Source organism: Type-E symbiont of Plautia stali (assembly GCF_059731115.1).
Window position 1 is genome coordinate 199,598 of sequence record NZ_AP035907.1, and the last position, 16,418, is coordinate 216,015.

The window sequence follows — 16,418 nt, forward strand, 5'->3', positions numbered from 1 at the left end:
CCGTTGCAGAAGAAGACTTTGACTGTTGACTGTATGTGCGGCGCGAACGTCCGGGCAGGCGGTGTGGTGACATCGCTGTTGTGTATGATGATGGCTGCGGGTATACGCACAGATTGAAGGCGAGACCGTTTATCGGTCCCGCCTGTCTGAAGATAAATCGAATTCAAAAACGCATTTAAATCTTCATTCAGGGGAAAAGCGTTTGCGATCCTCAGGGCCGGGAGGAGGCTCGTTCCAGCATGAGTTTCGCGATGTCCTGAGCGTTGTCGGCAGCACCCCCGTCGCCCATGACGTATGACATGGTGATCGCGCCTTCCAGCAGGATCAGCAACTGTCGAGCCAAATCATCCGGATGCTCAACGTTCAACTGTTCGGCAAGTTCCAGAGCGTAATCCAGCAACTTCTGTTTATGCATCTTGGCTATCTGACGCACAGGGTCTTCAGGATCGCCAACCTCACCCGCCGTGTTGATAAACGCGCAACCCCGGAATCCGTCGGACTCGAACCAGCTCTTCAGAACAGTGAACATGTTCAGGATACGCTCTTGAGGAGTCTTGCCTTTGTCAGACTCTGTTCTGAACCATTGCATCCACCGTTCGTCGCGCTCTGTTAACGCGGCGGATGCCACGTCTTCCTTGTTCGCGAAATGGCGGTAAATACTCTTTCTGGCGACACCAGAGGTCTTGACCAAAAGGTCCATGCCCATAGCGTGGATACCGTTCTGGTAGATGAGCTCTTCGGCGGTTTTCAGGATTTTATCCCGTGTATCAGTTGTTTTTTTGATCATGGGTTAAAAGTAGAATTATCGTTCTACCACGTCAACGCTTTTATCAAAGAGCCTGTAAAAAAGTCATGCGATCCTTGCGAAAGCTGGAAGGACCCGAAGGAACGGACGTTGATCGGAAGGCTTTGCAGATACCCGTCAGTATGAATGAGGGAGAGGGAAAGTCTTTTTAGTGAATAGCTATTTCATCCCCTCACCGACAACAAGGTCATTGTCCCTTCACTTTCGTAATTAACTTAATCATCACCAATCTTAATTTTGACTAAGGTGTACAACTTGAATCTTCGTGTACAAATATGTTGGTTAATTCGTGTTTAGTTATTTATTCTGGGATCTAAATTGATCATTAATATATATAGGAAAAGTTCTGGATAAGCGAAGCGGCAAATGATGCACGATTGATCAAGAAATGATCGATTTTTTGTTGTTAGCGATGGGAATAACCCTCCTGACGTAGCGAATTATGCATTTAAGCGAAGCGCTAATACACGTCAGGAGAGTGTTGTGATGAAGGCTAGCGAACGTAACCCAGTGTTGAATTATTGATAGTGTTATTTCCGGCGGCTGATCTTTCCTCCCTTCCGGCCAGCTTCAACGGCGCGGTTCGGATCGTTTTTAAAATTGCCGCCACTTACCTGACCGCCTTTGCGGCCTGCTTCAGCAGCACGCTCCTTGTCCTCGGCGAAGTTCCCTGTGCCCCCACGACGTTGCGTCTTTTTCTCTTCCTCTTCAGGATGCTTGTTAGGGTCCGTCATGCGTTCTCCTCATTATATTTGTACCAACATAAAGCAAAAATAAATGTAGCGTTGTTTTTACCATAATCAAGTCAGGATTAATCTTAAGTTTTATTATTTTGCGGACTGTTTGTTTAAGGATAAGTCGATTTTTGTTTATAAGCGGATGAAACTCACTTGAATGATGATTGTTAGCGCACTTTAGATGTTGAGTAAAGAGTGTCGTGAGGTTAAATATAAGCGAAGCGGCAAGGTGGTGATATTAATCCCCTCTCTCAGTTTTGCGTCGATTGGCTTGCGCAGAAGGGCTTACTTGCTACGTTTAATTAAGATGATTGTTAATCCGTTAATTAACGCTTCGCTTATTTCCAGATAATTCCATCAGCGACGGTGTTGAATCGGTTAGCTTGCTAAGCAACTGCATACCATCCCCAAAGGTAGTTCATTAAAAGCACATCAACCAGGAGTGAATGAATGACGAGGGAATCTGTTTATCTGGATTGGCTACGTGATGCACACGCGATGGAGAAGCACGGTGAAACGTTATTAAAACAAGCGATGGAGCGTCTCGACAGTGATTCTTCCATCGGGAGTCACATCGCGCATTATCTTGCGCAGTCACGCGCACAGCAGTTGCGGGTGAAAGAGGTTCTGAAATGCCATGACGATAGTTGGTCGGCATTGAAAGAGGCATTAGGCCGCCTGTCTGTGGTGGGGCAGGCAGCGAGCGATTTGCTGCGTGTTGAGCAGGACGCACGGATGGCCGTCAGCGTCTATGTCTTTTGTAGTTATAAAGTTGCGACTTACACCACGTTAATTGCCGCCGCCAGACAGGCTGATGACCGTGAAGGCGTGGACATTTTTCAGCGGATCTTGCAACAGGAAGGGAAAATGGCGGCCAGACTGCTTGCGGACTTGCCTGAAGCAGCGAATCAATCGATAGACTCGCTGGCTGAAAGTGAAGCATCAAGCGCGGTGTAGTGTTTTCTGCGGGCAGCTTGCTGGCTGCCCGCAGAGAAAATGGCCAGCATTATTAATGATTACACGTTAACGGCAATTGCATAAACGGCAGTAAAAGGCCGCTACGTTTATCCAAACGTAGGATTAAGCGCTACAAACTCAGTTTAATAAGTAAAGCACACTGATCACTCGGGTGACTATTATTGCCAACAATTTAATAGAACTGATCAAATTTTTTAATTGCGCAACTCCACAGGAAGTGAATTGTTTTGCACGAGTAAGTTATATTTAAGTAAAAGCATTAAGGTTAGTGAGCATGCTGACGATAACAGCAGGGATGCTGCCGATGAGAACGCGGAGCGTCTCCATTTCTTTGTTTTAATAACACCTGGATTTCATGACTCACTAATAAAAATCATTGAGGTTTCTAAATGGACATAGTTCAAGGATTTTCACGCAATATTAAATTGCGCAGCAAACTCATTATTTCTTCGCTCATCAATATCGGTATGCTGCTTTTGGTCGCGGTACTGGGTTTAAATTCGCTGTTTATGGCACAAACCGGCGTCAACGGCATGATGAAAGATGATTACCCAACCATTGCGTTGGGCAATCAGTTAATCAATGAGATTAACACTACCATTCAGCGACAGGCTTTGCTGCTCAGCCCAATCAATGCGGAGCGCCGCAGCGCCATCATGAATGAGCTTCAGGGGGCAACCGGGCAAATTACGGAGATTTATCGTCAACTCCATGCACTGTCAACAGATGACGATTCAATTGCTTATCTCAAAATTTTGGATGATAAACGCAAAGCTTATTTAGAAGGCCGTAATGAATTTTTGCAACTCGCTAGTCAGGATCCTAATAAAGCGCTGGATTATTATCTTACAGCATTGGCGAGTAAACAAAAGGATTATACGGTCGAAGTGCAGCGTTTTATTGCACTGCAAGAGCAGCAGATGAATGGTTCCTACACACACTTTATGGATTCCTATCACACCACTAAAATTTCAATGGTGGTGATATTTATTGCGGCGGTTATTCTCTCTGCGTTGATTGGCTGGATTATTATCCGATCCATTACTGTGCCATTAAAAAACGTGATTGCGTTTCTTGGCCGTGTTGCTGATGGCGATCTCAGTACGAGCTTCTATGAAAAACGTAAAGACGAAATGGGCCAGTTAATAAACGCCATTCAGCAGATGCAGGATAAAATGTCGACCATTGTCAGTCATATTCGTATCAGCGCAGAGCAAATCTCAGGAGGTGCCAGCGAAATTATGTCGGGTACACATGATTTGGCCGCGCGCACTGAAGAACAAGCCAGTTCGGTTGAACAAACGGCAGCTTCGGTTGAAGAATTCACTGCCACCATTAGCAACACTCGCAATAACACCCACTTTGCTGCCGATCTGTCTGAAAAGGCGGAAAGCGCCGTGGGGCAGAACGCCACCATGATGAACAATGTGTCGACCAAAATGGCTGAGATCCATGATTCAGCCGGTCGCATGGCAGATATTATCAATCTGATTGATTCGATTGCTTTCCAGACCAATATCCTGGCGCTCAATGCGGCTGTTGAGGCGGCACGAGCAGGGGAGCACGGTCGCGGTTTTGCGGTAGTCGCGCAGGAAGTGCGCGCGCTGGCGCAAAAAACCGCCACCTCATCGCATGAGATTCGGCATCTGATTGAGGAGTCTTCCATGCGCATCGTTGATGGCCGTGACATGGTAGCGGATGCCAACAAACTGATGTCGGAAATGATGAACAACGTGGTGAACATGAAGGAAGTGCTGTCACAGATTAACCAGGCCAGCACCGAACAGGCCGATGGGATCAGTCAGATCAACACTGCTATCAGCCAAATTGACATCACGACACAACAAAATGCCTCGCTGGTGGAGCAATCCCTGGCTGCTTCCGCCATGCTCAGCGAGCAAGCGGCAAACATGGTGAACAGCGTCAGTGTGTTTACCCTGCGTCAGAGCGCATAACCAGAAGTGACAGGCGGTGTTAAGGCCGCCATTACTCTAAATTCTTGCTATTTAACACGGGCACCTGATCAAGCAACCATTGAAGCAATAGCTTGATGTTGGGCGCTTCCTGCCGGGTTTTCGGCCACACCAGATAATAACCGTCACCTGTCGCCACCGGCTGGTTAAATGGCAGCACCAGTAAGCCGTTATTAATCGCCTCCTGGCTGAGCAGCAAGTCACCAATTGAAACGCCGTGTCCACTGATCGCCGCCATCGTGCCCTGTTCCAGCGTATCAAACAGTTTGCCTTGCCACAGATTGATAGCTGGTGCATCAACTGCCCCCTGTGACCACCTCAGCCAGTCGCGGCGATCGTGTGAGGGGTGAATCAATTCACAACTTGCCAGTTGCGTTTGTGCCTGTCGTTCCAGTGCGGGTGCGCAAATCGGAATTAACCACTCCTGAAACAGCAAATGGCATTCGGTGTCTGCACCAAAATGACCGTTGCCCAACAAGATGGCGCAGTCAAAAGGTTCACGGGCAAAATCGACGTTGTCAGTGTCCATCCAAACGCTGGTAATCTGCACTTCAGATGTTGAGTTTTGCTCGCGATAGAGTTGGAGTGCATCCAGCAGCCACCGCATGGTCAGTGTCGAAGGGGCCTTGAGACGGAGTTGATGACCCTGCTGCGTGAAGGCGGCGCAAGCTTGCTCTAAAGAGGCAAATCCGGCCTGTAATTGTGCCGCTAATACGCTACCGGCAGCGCTGATTTCGACCCTGGGGCCTTTACGGACAAACAGTTGGCAATCGAACCACGCTTCAAGGGTGCGGATGTGGCGGCTAATCGCCCCAGGGGTGACGTTGAGTGCCGCAGCGGCCTGGCTAAAAGACCCCAATTGCGCCGCACTGGCAAAGGCGCGCAACGCATAAAGTGGAGGAAGCGTCATAAGGCAAACTCAAAATTGAGTAAAACTCACATTCAACGGCATTTTAAAGCGTTTTTCAATGTGGAAACGAGAAGCCATACTGGCGACCTTCTAATACGTTTCAGGTCGTTACCATGAACCTCTCACTGCTGCTGGCGTATATGCTGGCGATTTTATTGCTGTTAATGACGCCCGGACCTGTGGTGGCGCTGATCACGGGCACGGCCGCGCGTCATGGTTATCGACGCGCTTTTGCCACAGTGGTGGGCACTAACGCGGCATCACTGGTGTTGATTGCGCTGGCTGCACTGATGTTGACGGGTTTGGTCTCTCTCAATCCCTTGAGTTTGCAAGTCGCCGGGGTGCTGGGTTCCCTGTTTATTGGCGTGATTGCATGGCGAGGCTTACGTGCTGCGACAAGTGCAACCGCCCACCGGCCTGCAGCACAGGGGGGATTGCTGAAAGGCTTTGTGGTGGGCATCTCTAATCCAAAAGATATTCTGTTTTTTGCCGCGCTCTTTCCACAGTTTATCGCCATCACGCCCGATCTGAGCAGCAGCCTGATCACCCTGGCGCTGGTGTGGATGGCCTTCGATTTTGCGGTGCTGGCGTTTTATGTCATCACCGTAAAGCGCTGGCTGCCGGGAGCACATCAGCAGCGCCTGGAGCGAATATCAATGCTGATGTTGTTGCTGATCGCGCTGGCGGGAGCGTTCTACAACCTGAGGCATTTGTTGTTATAGCGTGGTATTGAAGATTTTACCCAAAACGCCGATAACGCATAGTGAATGGCTGCATGGAGCAGCAGACTAAAGGGAAAGTAATGAAAAAAGCATTGATAGCGTTAGCGGTTTTAACCCTGGCAGGGTGCGCCAGACCTTATGGATCAGCCGATACCATCATCAATCAGCAAATGGTGACACCGGATGCCAGCAAGAAGCAGACACCGGTGACTGTTACCCGCCTCAAGCAGTTTATTGGAAGTGCCAGCGGTGGAACCTGCAAATTCGTGGTGAACGTGGATGGTCAGGATGTCGCGATGTTGCGTCAAAACCAGTTTGTCACTGCTTATCTGGAAAATGGTCTGCACAAGTTGCGTGTCAGTAATGACTGTTCAGTGATGAGTCTGGGGATGCGCAAGTCGCTGGATATTGTGGCTGACGGCACGCCACAGGAGTACGCCACAGAAGTAGGCTTCTGGGGACAGTACCGCATGTGGCGCACTAAATAAGTTACAGGTCAATCACCCGATTGACTGCGTGAGCAGCACAGCGCGATAAACTGTTCAGCGGCGGGCGCTCGTTTTTTTTGTTTCCACCATCAGGCAATCCTCTTCAAATACCCGCAGATTGAAAGCGTGCACATCTTCTACCTGGACCCGCAGCTCGACGTTGCGGGTATTCATGATGATGTTCCTGCCATTGGCTCACGAGGGCGACTGAAAGACTTCATTTTTATCAGGACATTGTGAATAATTAGCTCTGTACAAATCCATCCGACAGAATTCAATCAAGTGTTGTAAAAAACAGTACAGGTGATGCATGAGTCCGTTTTCCCGCTTTTCCGTTTACTTTGCAGAAGTGGCTCGCAGCGGCAGCTTACGTAAAGCCGCCTAGAAACTGCACGTCTCCGCGTCCGCCATTAACCGGCAGATCCTGCAGGCGGAAGAGAGCTTTGGTACGCCGCTGTTTGAGCGTTTGCCGGATGGGCTGCGGATGACCACCGCCGGTGAGTTGTTGTACGACGATGTGATGCGCTGGCAGCGCGAGTTTCGCGTTACGTGCCAGCGTTTCGACGATATACAGGGGTTTGAAGCGCGGTAACGTCAGCGCGGATCTGGTGCAATCACTGACTAAGGGACCGGTGGCTGATGCGATTGCGGATATTGCACGTGAACATCAGTGGCTGCGGCTGGAACTTACCGTCGACAACAGCCACGCCATCAGCCAATTGATTCGACAGTCTGCGATTGATTTTGGCTTGATCCTGGATCCGGCGGGACAGAGTGGACTGGATGTGTTGGCGTTTGCTGAACTGGATATGGGTATAGTCATGGCGCCCGATCATCCATTGAGCCAGTGCGATGCGCTATCGCTCTGTCAATTGAGCCAGGAGCGGCATATCATTCCTGGTGATTCGCTGGTGGTCCATGAACGGGTCGATGCGCTATACCGCAAGCAGGGCATGGCGCCGGATAACATTATTGCCTGTAACGATATTCGCCTGATACGCAGTTTGGTTGCTCAGGGCACTGGCGTAAGCGTGCTGAGTTTGTTGGATGTGATGACTGAAGTGCAGGAGCAGCAACTGTGCTTTGTGCCGCTGAAAAACAGCGTGATGCGTCCGCTGACGTTGGCCCTTTGTACTGCGCCATCCCGACAGTTATCGCGGGCGGCGCAGAGGGTGATTCAGCGCATCACACAGGTTATCGATGAGATGGCGCGTTAAGCGTCCGATGCCTGTTTCGGAAATTTATTGCGCAGTTTCTGCAGTTTTGCCGGGATATTCATCATACAGAAGGCGTTTTCCTGTCCTTCTTTCTCCCAGAAGTTTTGATGATAGTCTTCGGCTGCGTACCACTCGGCTAACGGTTCCAGCTTTGTCACCAGCGGCTTGCTGAGTTCGGCAGCGGCACGCGCTATCCCTTGTTCAGCGGCAATGCGCTGTGCATCGCTGGTCGGAAACAGTGCGGAACGATAACGTGAACGCACCACGCCGTCTTTGATGTTTTCCTGCGTGGCATCATGTGTCGCGAAGTGGATGTCGAGCAAATCGTCGTAACTGACGAGATCGGGATCGAACTCGATTTTCACCGCTTCGGCGTGACCGGTGGTGTCGCTGTAAACTTGATCGTAAGTGGGTGACGAGACATGGCCGCCGATATAACCACTTTCCACGCTCAATACACCATGGATGGATTGGAAAATCGCTTCAGTACACCAAAAGCAGCCGCCGGCAAAAATGGCTTGTTCACGCATCAGTCTAAGTTTCGGATAAAAAAAGTGACGTTACCTTACACGGCGGTGAAAAGTAACGCCACTGCATTGGCGCATCCTGAATGCCTGTCAGCGCGCTAAGCCGCATTCAGGCTTCTATTGCTGCGTAATCGCCTGTGCCTTCAGGCCATGGCGTAAGCAAATCGAAGCCGGTCTCGGTCACAGCAATAGTGTGTTCCCACTGCGCCGACAGCGAGCGATCTTTTGTCACCACCGTCCAGCCATCAGATAAAACACTGGTGCCTGCTTTGCCGGCATTGATCATTGGCTCGATGGTGAAGATCATGCCTGCCTGCAGCTCAATCCCTGTGCCCGGCGTACCGTAGTGCAGAATCTGAGGCTCGTCGTGATAAATCTCACCAACACCGTGTCCGCAATATTCACGCACCACTGAAAATCCGGCTTTCTCCGCCACCTGTTGGATCGCGGCGCCGATATCACCCAATGTCGCACCGGGTTTGACGACTTTAATGCCCGCCACCATCGATTCGTAGGTGATATCGACCAGACGTTTAGCGCGCACCGATGGCTCACCCACGTAATACATGCGGCTGGTATCACCGTACCAGCCATCTTTGATGATGCCGACGTCGATGTTGACGATATCGCCATTCTTGAGCTTCTTCTCACCTGGAATGCCATGGCACACCACGTGGTTTACCGAGGTACAGGTGGTGCGTGTATAGCCGTGATAACCAATATTCGCGGGAACAACCTTCAGTTCATTGACAATATAGTCATGGCAAATGGCGTCCAGTTCATCTGTGGTCACGCCGGGTTTGACGTAAGGGGTGATGATTTCCAGCACTTTTGCCGCGGCGTGTCCGGCAGCGCGTGCCAGTTCGATCTCTTCAGCAGAATGGAGTTTGATGGTCATTGCGCGATTCCCTGCGAGGTTAATGTAGGCTGGTCAAGCAGCTGCGCTAAATCTGCGCCGCCGTCACGTTCGACACGCATCAACAGGCGCGTCAGTTCCTGAAGGTTGAGGTCAGGATAAAGCTCAGCCAGCATGCCAATCTTCATCCAGTGTTCTGCCTGCGCATTGATGGAACGGCTTAACGCCGTGCTCGCGATACGCAGATTCTCATGCATCAGATCAGAAATTTTTACGATACCCATTATGCGATCCGTATATGAAACATAGTCGTTTTGCATATAGATTACGCTGCGTCCGGATAAGATGAAAGGGGAGATGTTGGGAAGTTTGCCGTGACCCTGTACAGCATCTCCACCTCTTAACCGTTTAAGCCTGCTACGGCGTGACAGGGTGGCGTGATGTGTGGAGGAAAAGATAGACTAAAGAAAAAATACCCTGCGAAGCGGCTTAATATTCGTTGCAGAGTAATATCTCTGGATTTCCCCAGAGCAGGGTGTTGAAAGTTCGGGATTTGAAACCTCAGCTAAAATAAAATAATCCTTTGATAGAGAGATTAATCTAATAATCGAGACGCATCATTAAGAGAAAACCTGGACCGACTTAGCGATGTGACAGAAATACATATGCCGTGATGCATCGCTTATTTGATTGTTTTCTGTGCTTGTTGAACTACGGACAACAGACTGAATTTTTATGCGGTAATCATTAAATTCTATTAATGCGTGCGCTATTGATAAGATCTCTGGGCAGCCGTAATCCTTGTTATCAATTTACGCCTCGCTTGAATGGGATGAAGGATACCTTTACTCAGTTTTCATGTAAGATTTTTGTAAAGATATTTCAGCATGACAAACAGTGATGGCGGGCATAATATGGTGATATTCACCGGTTAATAATGAGCAAAATAGACGCAAAATGGCGGATATTCTCCTTAATGATAATGAAGTTATTCTTTTGAGTTCAGCATTGCTATCCGTGCCAATGGAATGGGCGAGTGCAAATGAGCATAACTAACGAATTGAAGCCAGGCTGCATCACGCTCCAGGCACTTCGTAATCCGGATATCTGCCGTGACGATGTACTGAGTAAATTCACTGATTTGGTCAGTAAAACGCTGGATGTTCCCAGCAGTTTCATCTCTGTCCTTGACGATGATTTCCAATACATCAAAGCTGCGCACAACTTTAACGTCGGTGAAACGTTGCGTGCCGATTCATTGTGCCAGTACGTGGTCGAGGGGGACCAACCGCTGGTGGTGCCCGATACCCAACTGGACGCCTGTTTTTCCGTCAATCCTTTTGTTATAGGTGAACCTTTTGTTCGCTTTTATGCGGGCGTGCCACTAAAGAGCCAGGAAGGGCTGGTCTTAGGCACGCTGTGCGTGGTGGATAGAAAACCACATACCTTTAGCGCTGAAAAGCTGGCGACGATGACGTTGCTATCACAGCTGGTGATTTCCTTTCTTGAAGCCTGGCATTCTGTCGGTTTTACCGATTTGGTTACAGGATTGCCTAACCGACAGCAACTGATTAGAGACCTGCAAGCCTTGCGTAATGCGGGTGATAACACGCGGTATCGACTGGTGTTGATCGACTGCATCGATATGCCGCGAGCCTATGAGCTGGCGCGTTCGTTGGGCATGGCACCTGTCGAAGGGCTCCTCAAAGATATGGCAACGTTACTGCCGCTACGTCTGCGTCCCGGCAAAAATGAACTGCTCTATACCGTGGCAACCGGGCGGTTTGCGCTATTAACTCAACAAGAAAGTCCATTGTGCGCCGAGTGGGTTGCGCGACGCATGGAGGGCGTACGCGCCGAGATTGGCGAAGGTTTATCGGTCGATTTGGCGACTCATACCGGTGAAACCCTCTTTTCGCCGTCAGAAATTTCCGCTCAGGAAGCGCTGCGTCGAGCCGTTAGCGCCTTGCATGAAGCCATTTGTCGCGGGATCCCGTGTATGAACTTCAGTGAGGAAAACGATGAGCGGCGAACGGATGACTTTACTCTCGTCAACGACCTGGCCACTGCTGTACGGCACAATCATGGCTTGTATCTGGTGTTCCAGCCGAAAATCTGTCTGAGCAGCGGTTTACCGATTGGGCTCGAAGCGCTGATCCGATGGCGCCATCCCACCCGAGGTGAACTTTCTCCTTCAGTTTTCATCCCGCTCGCGGAACAAACCACGTTGCTGCAAGAGATCACCGAATGGGTCATTGATAAAACCATTGAGCGATTGAAACGGCTCAACGGGCAAGGTATCCAGTTGCCTGTCACCGTGAACGTTAGCGTGCGCGACTTTATCCATGAAAGTTTTGCTGACAGGCTCGAGAATAAGATGATCAAGGCACGTCTGCCGACGAATCTGCTCGGCATTGAGTGTCTGGAAACTGAGCGCATCATCGAAAGCGCGGCGGCCATTAAGGGACTGGAAATGTTGAAACTGCGCGGTTTTGGTATTGCGCTGGATGATTTCGGCACCGGTTACAGCAATATCAGTTATCTGCGAAAAATGCCTCTGGATGTGGTCAAACTTGACCGTTCGATTGTCGGCGGACTTGCCACGGATACCGCGTCACGCATCATCACCCGCAGCATTATCGCTATGCTCAAAGAACTGGATTATGTGGTGTTAGCGGAAGGCGTGGAAAATATTGAGACGCTCGAAGCGTTAAAAGAGTTCGGTTGCGATCAGGCGCAGGGGTTCTTTCATTCTCGCCCATTACCTGAAAGCGAACTGGATAATTGGTTACGCTGGAAGTTAGGGTGATGCGTCTGTCCTGACTTCATCGGTTCCTGCCTCACCCATTGCCAGAGCACTGGCGCTGGCGGGATCAAATAGTGACAGACTCTCGATTTGTTCCACCATAATCACTTTACGAAACGCTAAAGCTGTTTTGGGTTTCGACATGAAATCAATTTGGTGCTGATGGTACCAACGGCTGTAATTGTGCTCAATGGCGAGATTCAACGTACGTGAATCGCGATAACCGCTGAGCATCGGTATTAATACAATATTGGCCGTGCTGGCATATTCGAAGGTGGCGGCATGAATCATGCCAATGTAGATGCGTCGGGATTTTAGCGTTATCCAGGCTAACTCACCTTCTTCCATACACTGCAACAACATCTGTTCAATACCGTTCGAACGTGACAATCGCTGATAGAGGTCGCGGCGGCTGCTGGCGGTTAATCGCGCGCTGCCAGCCCAGTTTGAGCGATACACACAAAACAGCACGGCAAAGGCGAGCATAATCACGACCGGTGCCTGAATACCCAGGAAGCTCCAGGTCATAAAATCCACATGCCAACGGGCATGCACCAGGCTGGTAAGTGCAAAAGTATTATTGATTGCGGAAGCGGCGAGTAATATCAGCCAGACAATCCCGGTGGCAAACACGCCCTGTAAGACAAAAATACAACCATAAAGGGCAATTAAAAAGTAAACATCCCAGCCAAAGGAACGCTTTATTTTTAACCGACTCGACATGTCCCGGCTGGTGTACCAATAGCCACACACCATCAGCACCATAAATATTGCCGTTCCCACTTAGATATCCTTCAAGGTTTTGACATGATGGGCAAAATCGCGCTGAACTTTGGGACTTAACGGATTAACCGAAGCGTTGCCATCTTCATCAATAATGATCCTGTCACCCTCCTGAATGGATTCATTCATATCTTGCTGGCTCATCACTTGTAGCAATGACTCAGGGCTCTTGAAGAGGGCGATAACAAAGTGAAACATGTTATGTTCCAATTAATTTGGGTAGCGAGAGTATGGCACACTTTTCGATGTGAATTTGGGTTAGTGACTTGAATAAGAGGCGTGTTTTCGAACTTACGGATTAATCTGTCTAAAAAGCTGAAGTAAGCGAGACCATAGGTGAACGGAAAAATTTAACACTTTTAATAATGACTGGCTTAAACGTTCAGCATTCATTTCCTGTCGTTAAAAATAGACTACAATAAGAAAGACATTAAATATGAGGTTAATTATGAAAGAACATCATACGAATGAACAACGTAATAAAGAAGGGGATGTGCATAAGGGACTTCCCGAAGCCGCCCCCAATGTCGGCAATGCGTATGAAGAGGATGACCATCCGGCAAAAGACAACCCTGAAGATCATGGAGAGATTCCGCGCACGCGCGATGATAGTAAAGATCACAAGCATGATCCTTATCAGGATAAATAGTCCCGCTGAGAATTAATCTCACCCGACATTTAAAAAACATCTCTCTAATTTTAGGGTGTGCTTAATCAATTGAAATTGTTGATTAATCACCCTGTAATTTCGAAATAAACGAAGCATGTAGTTTATAAAGTAAGCTTTTCTAGTGGTTAAAATATTTTATAAAATATCCTACGCTTGATTCACAAAATCGGTTATTTTCTGCACCGTATCAATCATCACCCCACTAAACTACTTATACCCAATCAGGGTGAATGGAGGTATATATGTCAGAACGTCCAGATCCAGATGATGTTAAGCCGCTGCCTGGCGACGATTTACCCTTACCCGATGAAGAGGATGATGAGACTGACGATCGTGATTTACCTGATGATCAAAAACCGATGATCTGATTCTCAATTCAGAGCCGCGGAAGCGGCTCTTTTTCGTGATTTGTAAGGGTATTATTGCGGTACAGCATTTCAATCATTGGATGATGCATCATCTTTGATGTATTGCCGTATCGCTTCATGCATGGCTCGGTTACGGTCAACTTCCAGTCCGCGCTCTTCATACTCTTTAGCCATGTTAATAATGACTTCATCATATTTCCCTTTAAAGGTGATGTTATTCACCGCGACCTGTTTAATCATCAGTTCACGCAACACCTCAGTTTCGATTTTTAAACGCTGAACCGTTTCTTCAAGTTCCTTTATTCTCTCTTCGGTGGACATTATCACTCCCTATTAAGTTATGTAGATTAAGCAAGCCACATTATTGAAAAGAATATGGCATTGAAAAGCCTATAACTCAAGCCTCAACATTCGCATCATATTAAGCGAGCCGTAAAGCACAGATACGAGAGCGATAACCTAACATTTGGTTTATATTGACGGCGCAAATTAACGAGCCGCAATGATTGATGCGGATGAATAACGCGGCAGCGCTGGAACCCTCTTATGATGAACATCTTCGCCCTGATACTGGCCATTGCTGTGGTTTTTAGCGGCCTGAGTTGGACATACAGGCTTTGGGCTTTGACGCGCATCACCGTTGAGAAAAACCAGGCAGAATCTTCGCTCATACAGCAGGGTAAAACTCAGCGCCTCCCGAGTTGGCTGGATACGCCCGCATCGCTCTTTCCGTTACTGGTCATCGTGTTACTGGTTCGGGCCTTTGGCTGGGAGCCTTTTCGCATTCCTTCTGGTTCCATGATGCCAACTCTCCTCACCGGCGACTGGGTGCTGGCAGATAAATATTCATACGGGCTTCGAAATCCATTCAATCAGAAAACGTTGCTTGCCACCGGACACCCTAAACGTGGTGATATTGCGATATTTACGTTTCCTCAGGACGAAACACAGTTGTTCATTAAAAGAGTTATTGGTTTGCCCGGTGACAAAGTCATATTCAATCCAGCCGCACAACAGCTCACTATTTTCCCTTTTTGCCAGGACCATCAATCTTGTGCACCTGCGCTAGCCATTCATTACGGTGCGCTCAAAGCGGGCGAATTCGTCGAGACTGCCGGAATGCATCCGGGCTTTTATGCCAGACCGATTGGCGAGGAAAAGCCTGATGAACAGCGTCTACTGATGGGCACTGAAACGCTGGCGGGGGTGACGCATCGCATTTTGCAGAAGCCTGAATTGACTGTTTCAGCATCGGCATTTTTCCATCAGCCAGGTCAGCAGCCTGGAGAGTGGGTGGTGCCGGCGGATAGCTATTTTATGATGGGAGATAATCGTAACAACAGCTATGACAGCCGCTATTGGGGTTTTGTCCCTGAGCGTAATCTGGTGGGCAAAGCGGTGGCGATTGGATTTAGTATGGAAAAACAGGAAGGGCAGTGGCCAACGGGGTTGAGGCCAGGTCGCATCGGGCGGATCCATTAAGAGAAGATGCCAGTCCCTGGCAGAACAAATCCTAAAGCGCTTTACTCAGACTTTGTTGGAGGACGGCGACTTATCTTACCTCCTTTCCGACCCGCTTCAACGGCGCGTTCAGGATCGTTTCTGAAGTTGCCTCCACTGGCTTTGCCTCCCGCTTTGCCAGCTTCTCTTGCGCGTGCCGGATCGTTAGCAAAATTCCCTGCACCGCCTCTGTAGCTCTGTTGTTTCATAGGAAGACCTCATATCAATGTTCCGTGAGAGATAAGGACTAGCTAGTCACTCCATAATTTTAGTGCGCGATTGCGGCTTCGCCAGCGCGGGATAATTAATATTTTGTAGTCTTTATCGCACAAAAAAAGAAATGTTGTCCGATTTAAAATAGCCACTAATCACGATTAAATGGTTTTTTAATTGTTTAAGTAATAAACATGAAAATATTATGTGTTGAAGCCAATTTCTGGGCCGCATTTGGCTTAGAAAAGTTATTAATATCTGTAGGTTACCAATTCATATCATGCTCATCTTTAAGTGATGCAAAAAAAATATTAATCGATCAATCTATCGAAGTAATGATTATTGAGTTAAAAACCGAAGCGGATGATATTGAATCTTCCTATGCGTTTTTACGCCTGTTGCAGGCACTTTATCCTTGTATCCGCGTGTTGGTACTGACCGACATTAATGATGCTGCGCTGCTTAATTTTCTTGCCCATGAATTTCACTCGGTTTTATTTCTGACAAAAAGATCCTCATTAGCCAGCATTGTTCAAAACGTCAGTACACTTGCTGAGAAGAGACCGCATACATCAACACGCAGCCGTGTTCCTTCGCTCTCGCTGCAAGAATTTCACATGCTGAAATGGCTTGCCCGATACAGCAGTCAGCAGGACATTGCCTTGCGTGTCAGACTGAATAACAAAACCATCAGTCACTATAAGCGATCGATTTACACTAAACTGAATTGTGAGAATAATGTTCAGTTTCATCAACGGCTTACGCAATACGGGTTTAATCGAACCCATGTCGATTAATACCTCTACTGACTATATCCCTCGCTCATAACTCCCTGTTATGCCCGGTCAGTAAAGGGTGCTTTTTG

At 48.4% G+C, this 16,418-nt stretch carries 19 protein-coding genes and 2 pseudogenes; 10 read left to right on the forward strand and 11 right to left on the reverse strand.

Going from position 1 to position 16,418, the window contains the following annotated elements:
- Window positions 1–211 precede the first annotated feature (211 nt).
- Entirely contained in the window at window positions 212–787 is a 576-nt protein-coding gene (locus AC6I8L_RS20825; protein ID WP_058961193.1) for a TetR/AcrR family transcriptional regulator, read from the reverse strand.
- A gap of 548 nt (window positions 788–1,335) precedes the next feature.
- On the reverse strand, window positions 1,336–1,539 hold the full coding sequence (locus tag AC6I8L_RS20830; RefSeq protein ID WP_034822638.1) for a con-10 family general stress protein: 204 nt from the start codon (window positions 1,537–1,539) through the stop codon (window positions 1,336–1,338).
- A gap of 453 nt (window positions 1,540–1,992) precedes the next feature.
- Between AC6I8L_RS20830 and AC6I8L_RS20835 the strand changes: the two genes are divergently transcribed.
- Together AC6I8L_RS20835 and AC6I8L_RS20840 are read left to right on the forward strand one after the other, a co-directional pair.
- Window positions 1,993–2,499: a YciE/YciF ferroxidase family protein gene (locus AC6I8L_RS20835; RefSeq protein WP_058961195.1), complete on the forward strand. Its 507-nt coding sequence runs from the start codon at window positions 1,993–1,995 to the stop codon at window positions 2,497–2,499.
- Between the two features lie 410 nt (window positions 2,500–2,909).
- Entirely contained in the window at window positions 2,910–4,475 is a 1,566-nt protein-coding gene (locus tag AC6I8L_RS20840) for a methyl-accepting chemotaxis protein (RefSeq protein WP_058961196.1), read from the forward strand.
- A 31-nt stretch (window positions 4,476–4,506) separates the two neighbouring features.
- On the opposite strand, the gene AC6I8L_RS20845 is transcribed toward AC6I8L_RS20840, so the two are convergent.
- Window positions 4,507–5,403: a LysR substrate-binding domain-containing protein gene (locus AC6I8L_RS20845; RefSeq protein ID WP_058961198.1), complete on the reverse strand. Its 897-nt coding sequence runs from the start codon at window positions 5,401–5,403 to the stop codon at window positions 4,507–4,509.
- A 113-nt stretch (window positions 5,404–5,516) separates the two neighbouring features.
- Between AC6I8L_RS20845 and AC6I8L_RS20850 the strand changes: the two genes are divergently transcribed.
- Both AC6I8L_RS20850 and AC6I8L_RS20855 read left to right on the forward strand, forming a co-directional pair.
- Window positions 5,517–6,125 carry a LysE family translocator gene (locus AC6I8L_RS20850; protein ID WP_058961200.1) on the forward strand — a complete coding sequence of 203 codons (609 nt, stop codon included), beginning with the start codon at window positions 5,517–5,519 and terminating at the stop codon, window positions 6,123–6,125.
- A gap of 80 nt (window positions 6,126–6,205) precedes the next feature.
- Window positions 6,206–6,613, forward strand: coding sequence for a hypothetical protein (locus AC6I8L_RS20855; RefSeq protein ID WP_034822646.1), 408 nt, complete (start codon window positions 6,206–6,208; stop codon window positions 6,611–6,613).
- 72 nt (window positions 6,614–6,685) lie between these two features.
- Here the strand turns inward: AC6I8L_RS20855 and AC6I8L_RS20860 are convergent.
- Window positions 6,686–6,778: pseudogene (locus AC6I8L_RS20860) on the reverse strand (hypothetical protein); the annotation flags it as partial.
- 145 nt (window positions 6,779–6,923) lie between these two features.
- On the opposite strand from AC6I8L_RS20860, the pseudogene AC6I8L_RS20865 reads away from it, so the two are divergent.
- Window positions 6,924–7,830 (forward strand): annotated as a pseudogene (locus AC6I8L_RS20865) (LysR family transcriptional regulator).
- Here AC6I8L_RS20865 and msrA read toward each other — a convergent pair.
- The 3 genes from msrA to AC6I8L_RS20880 form a co-directional block, all read right to left on the reverse strand.
- Entirely contained in the window at window positions 7,827–8,360 is a 534-nt protein-coding gene (msrA, locus tag AC6I8L_RS20870) for a peptide-methionine (S)-S-oxide reductase MsrA (protein ID WP_058961201.1), read from the reverse strand. The pseudogene AC6I8L_RS20865 and the gene msrA sit on opposite strands and share 4 nt — an antisense overlap.
- Window positions 8,361–8,466: 106 nt before the next feature.
- Window positions 8,467–9,255, reverse strand: a complete 789-nt coding sequence (map, locus tag AC6I8L_RS20875) for a type I methionyl aminopeptidase (RefSeq protein ID WP_058961203.1) — start codon at window positions 9,253–9,255, stop codon at window positions 8,467–8,469.
- Complete coding sequence (locus AC6I8L_RS20880; protein ID WP_034822655.1) at window positions 9,252–9,497, reverse strand: ParD-like family protein; 246 nt, start codon at window positions 9,495–9,497, stop codon at window positions 9,252–9,254. Before AC6I8L_RS20880 ends, map begins: the two co-directional genes overlap by 4 nt.
- A gap of 752 nt (window positions 9,498–10,249) precedes the next feature.
- On the opposite strand from AC6I8L_RS20880, the gene AC6I8L_RS20885 reads away from it, so the two are divergent.
- Complete coding sequence (locus AC6I8L_RS20885) at window positions 10,250–12,022, forward strand: sensor domain-containing phosphodiesterase (RefSeq protein WP_058961205.1); 1,773 nt, start codon at window positions 10,250–10,252, stop codon at window positions 12,020–12,022.
- Here AC6I8L_RS20885 and AC6I8L_RS20890 read toward each other — a convergent pair.
- Window positions 12,014–12,802, reverse strand: a complete 789-nt coding sequence (locus tag AC6I8L_RS20890; RefSeq protein ID WP_058961206.1) for a hypothetical protein — start codon at window positions 12,800–12,802, stop codon at window positions 12,014–12,016. The two genes, AC6I8L_RS20885 and AC6I8L_RS20890, sit on opposite strands and share 9 nt — an antisense overlap.
- Complete coding sequence (locus AC6I8L_RS20895) at window positions 12,803–13,000, reverse strand: hypothetical protein (RefSeq protein WP_058961208.1); 198 nt, start codon at window positions 12,998–13,000, stop codon at window positions 12,803–12,805.
- Between the two features lie 250 nt (window positions 13,001–13,250).
- Here AC6I8L_RS20895 and AC6I8L_RS20900 point away from each other — a divergent pair, with 250 nt between their 5' ends.
- Both AC6I8L_RS20900 and AC6I8L_RS20905 read left to right on the forward strand, forming a co-directional pair.
- Entirely contained in the window at window positions 13,251–13,451 is a 201-nt protein-coding gene (locus AC6I8L_RS20900) for a hypothetical protein (protein ID WP_058961210.1), read from the forward strand.
- A 263-nt stretch (window positions 13,452–13,714) separates the two neighbouring features.
- Entirely contained in the window at window positions 13,715–13,840 is a 126-nt protein-coding gene (locus tag AC6I8L_RS20905) for a hypothetical protein (protein WP_255492405.1), read from the forward strand.
- Between the two features lie 69 nt (window positions 13,841–13,909).
- On the opposite strand, the gene AC6I8L_RS20910 is transcribed toward AC6I8L_RS20905, so the two are convergent.
- Entirely contained in the window at window positions 13,910–14,161 is a 252-nt protein-coding gene (locus AC6I8L_RS20910; RefSeq protein ID WP_034822671.1) for a hypothetical protein, read from the reverse strand.
- A gap of 225 nt (window positions 14,162–14,386) precedes the next feature.
- Between AC6I8L_RS20910 and lepB the strand changes: the two genes are divergently transcribed.
- On the forward strand, window positions 14,387–15,322 hold the full coding sequence (lepB, locus tag AC6I8L_RS20915; RefSeq protein WP_058961212.1) for a signal peptidase I: 936 nt from the start codon (window positions 14,387–14,389) through the stop codon (window positions 15,320–15,322).
- Window positions 15,323–15,363: 41 nt separating this feature from the next.
- On the opposite strand, the gene AC6I8L_RS20920 is transcribed toward lepB, so the two are convergent.
- The gene (locus AC6I8L_RS20920) at window positions 15,364–15,549 is read right to left on the reverse strand and encodes a con-10 family general stress protein (RefSeq protein ID WP_072016973.1); all 186 of its coding nucleotides are present in this window, start codon (window positions 15,547–15,549) and stop codon (window positions 15,364–15,366) included.
- Window positions 15,550–15,747: 198 nt separating this feature from the next.
- On the opposite strand from AC6I8L_RS20920, the gene AC6I8L_RS20925 reads away from it, so the two are divergent.
- Window positions 15,748–16,350: a LuxR C-terminal-related transcriptional regulator gene (locus AC6I8L_RS20925; RefSeq protein ID WP_082678133.1), complete on the forward strand. Its 603-nt coding sequence runs from the start codon at window positions 15,748–15,750 to the stop codon at window positions 16,348–16,350.
- Window positions 16,351–16,418: the final 68 nt, after the last annotated feature.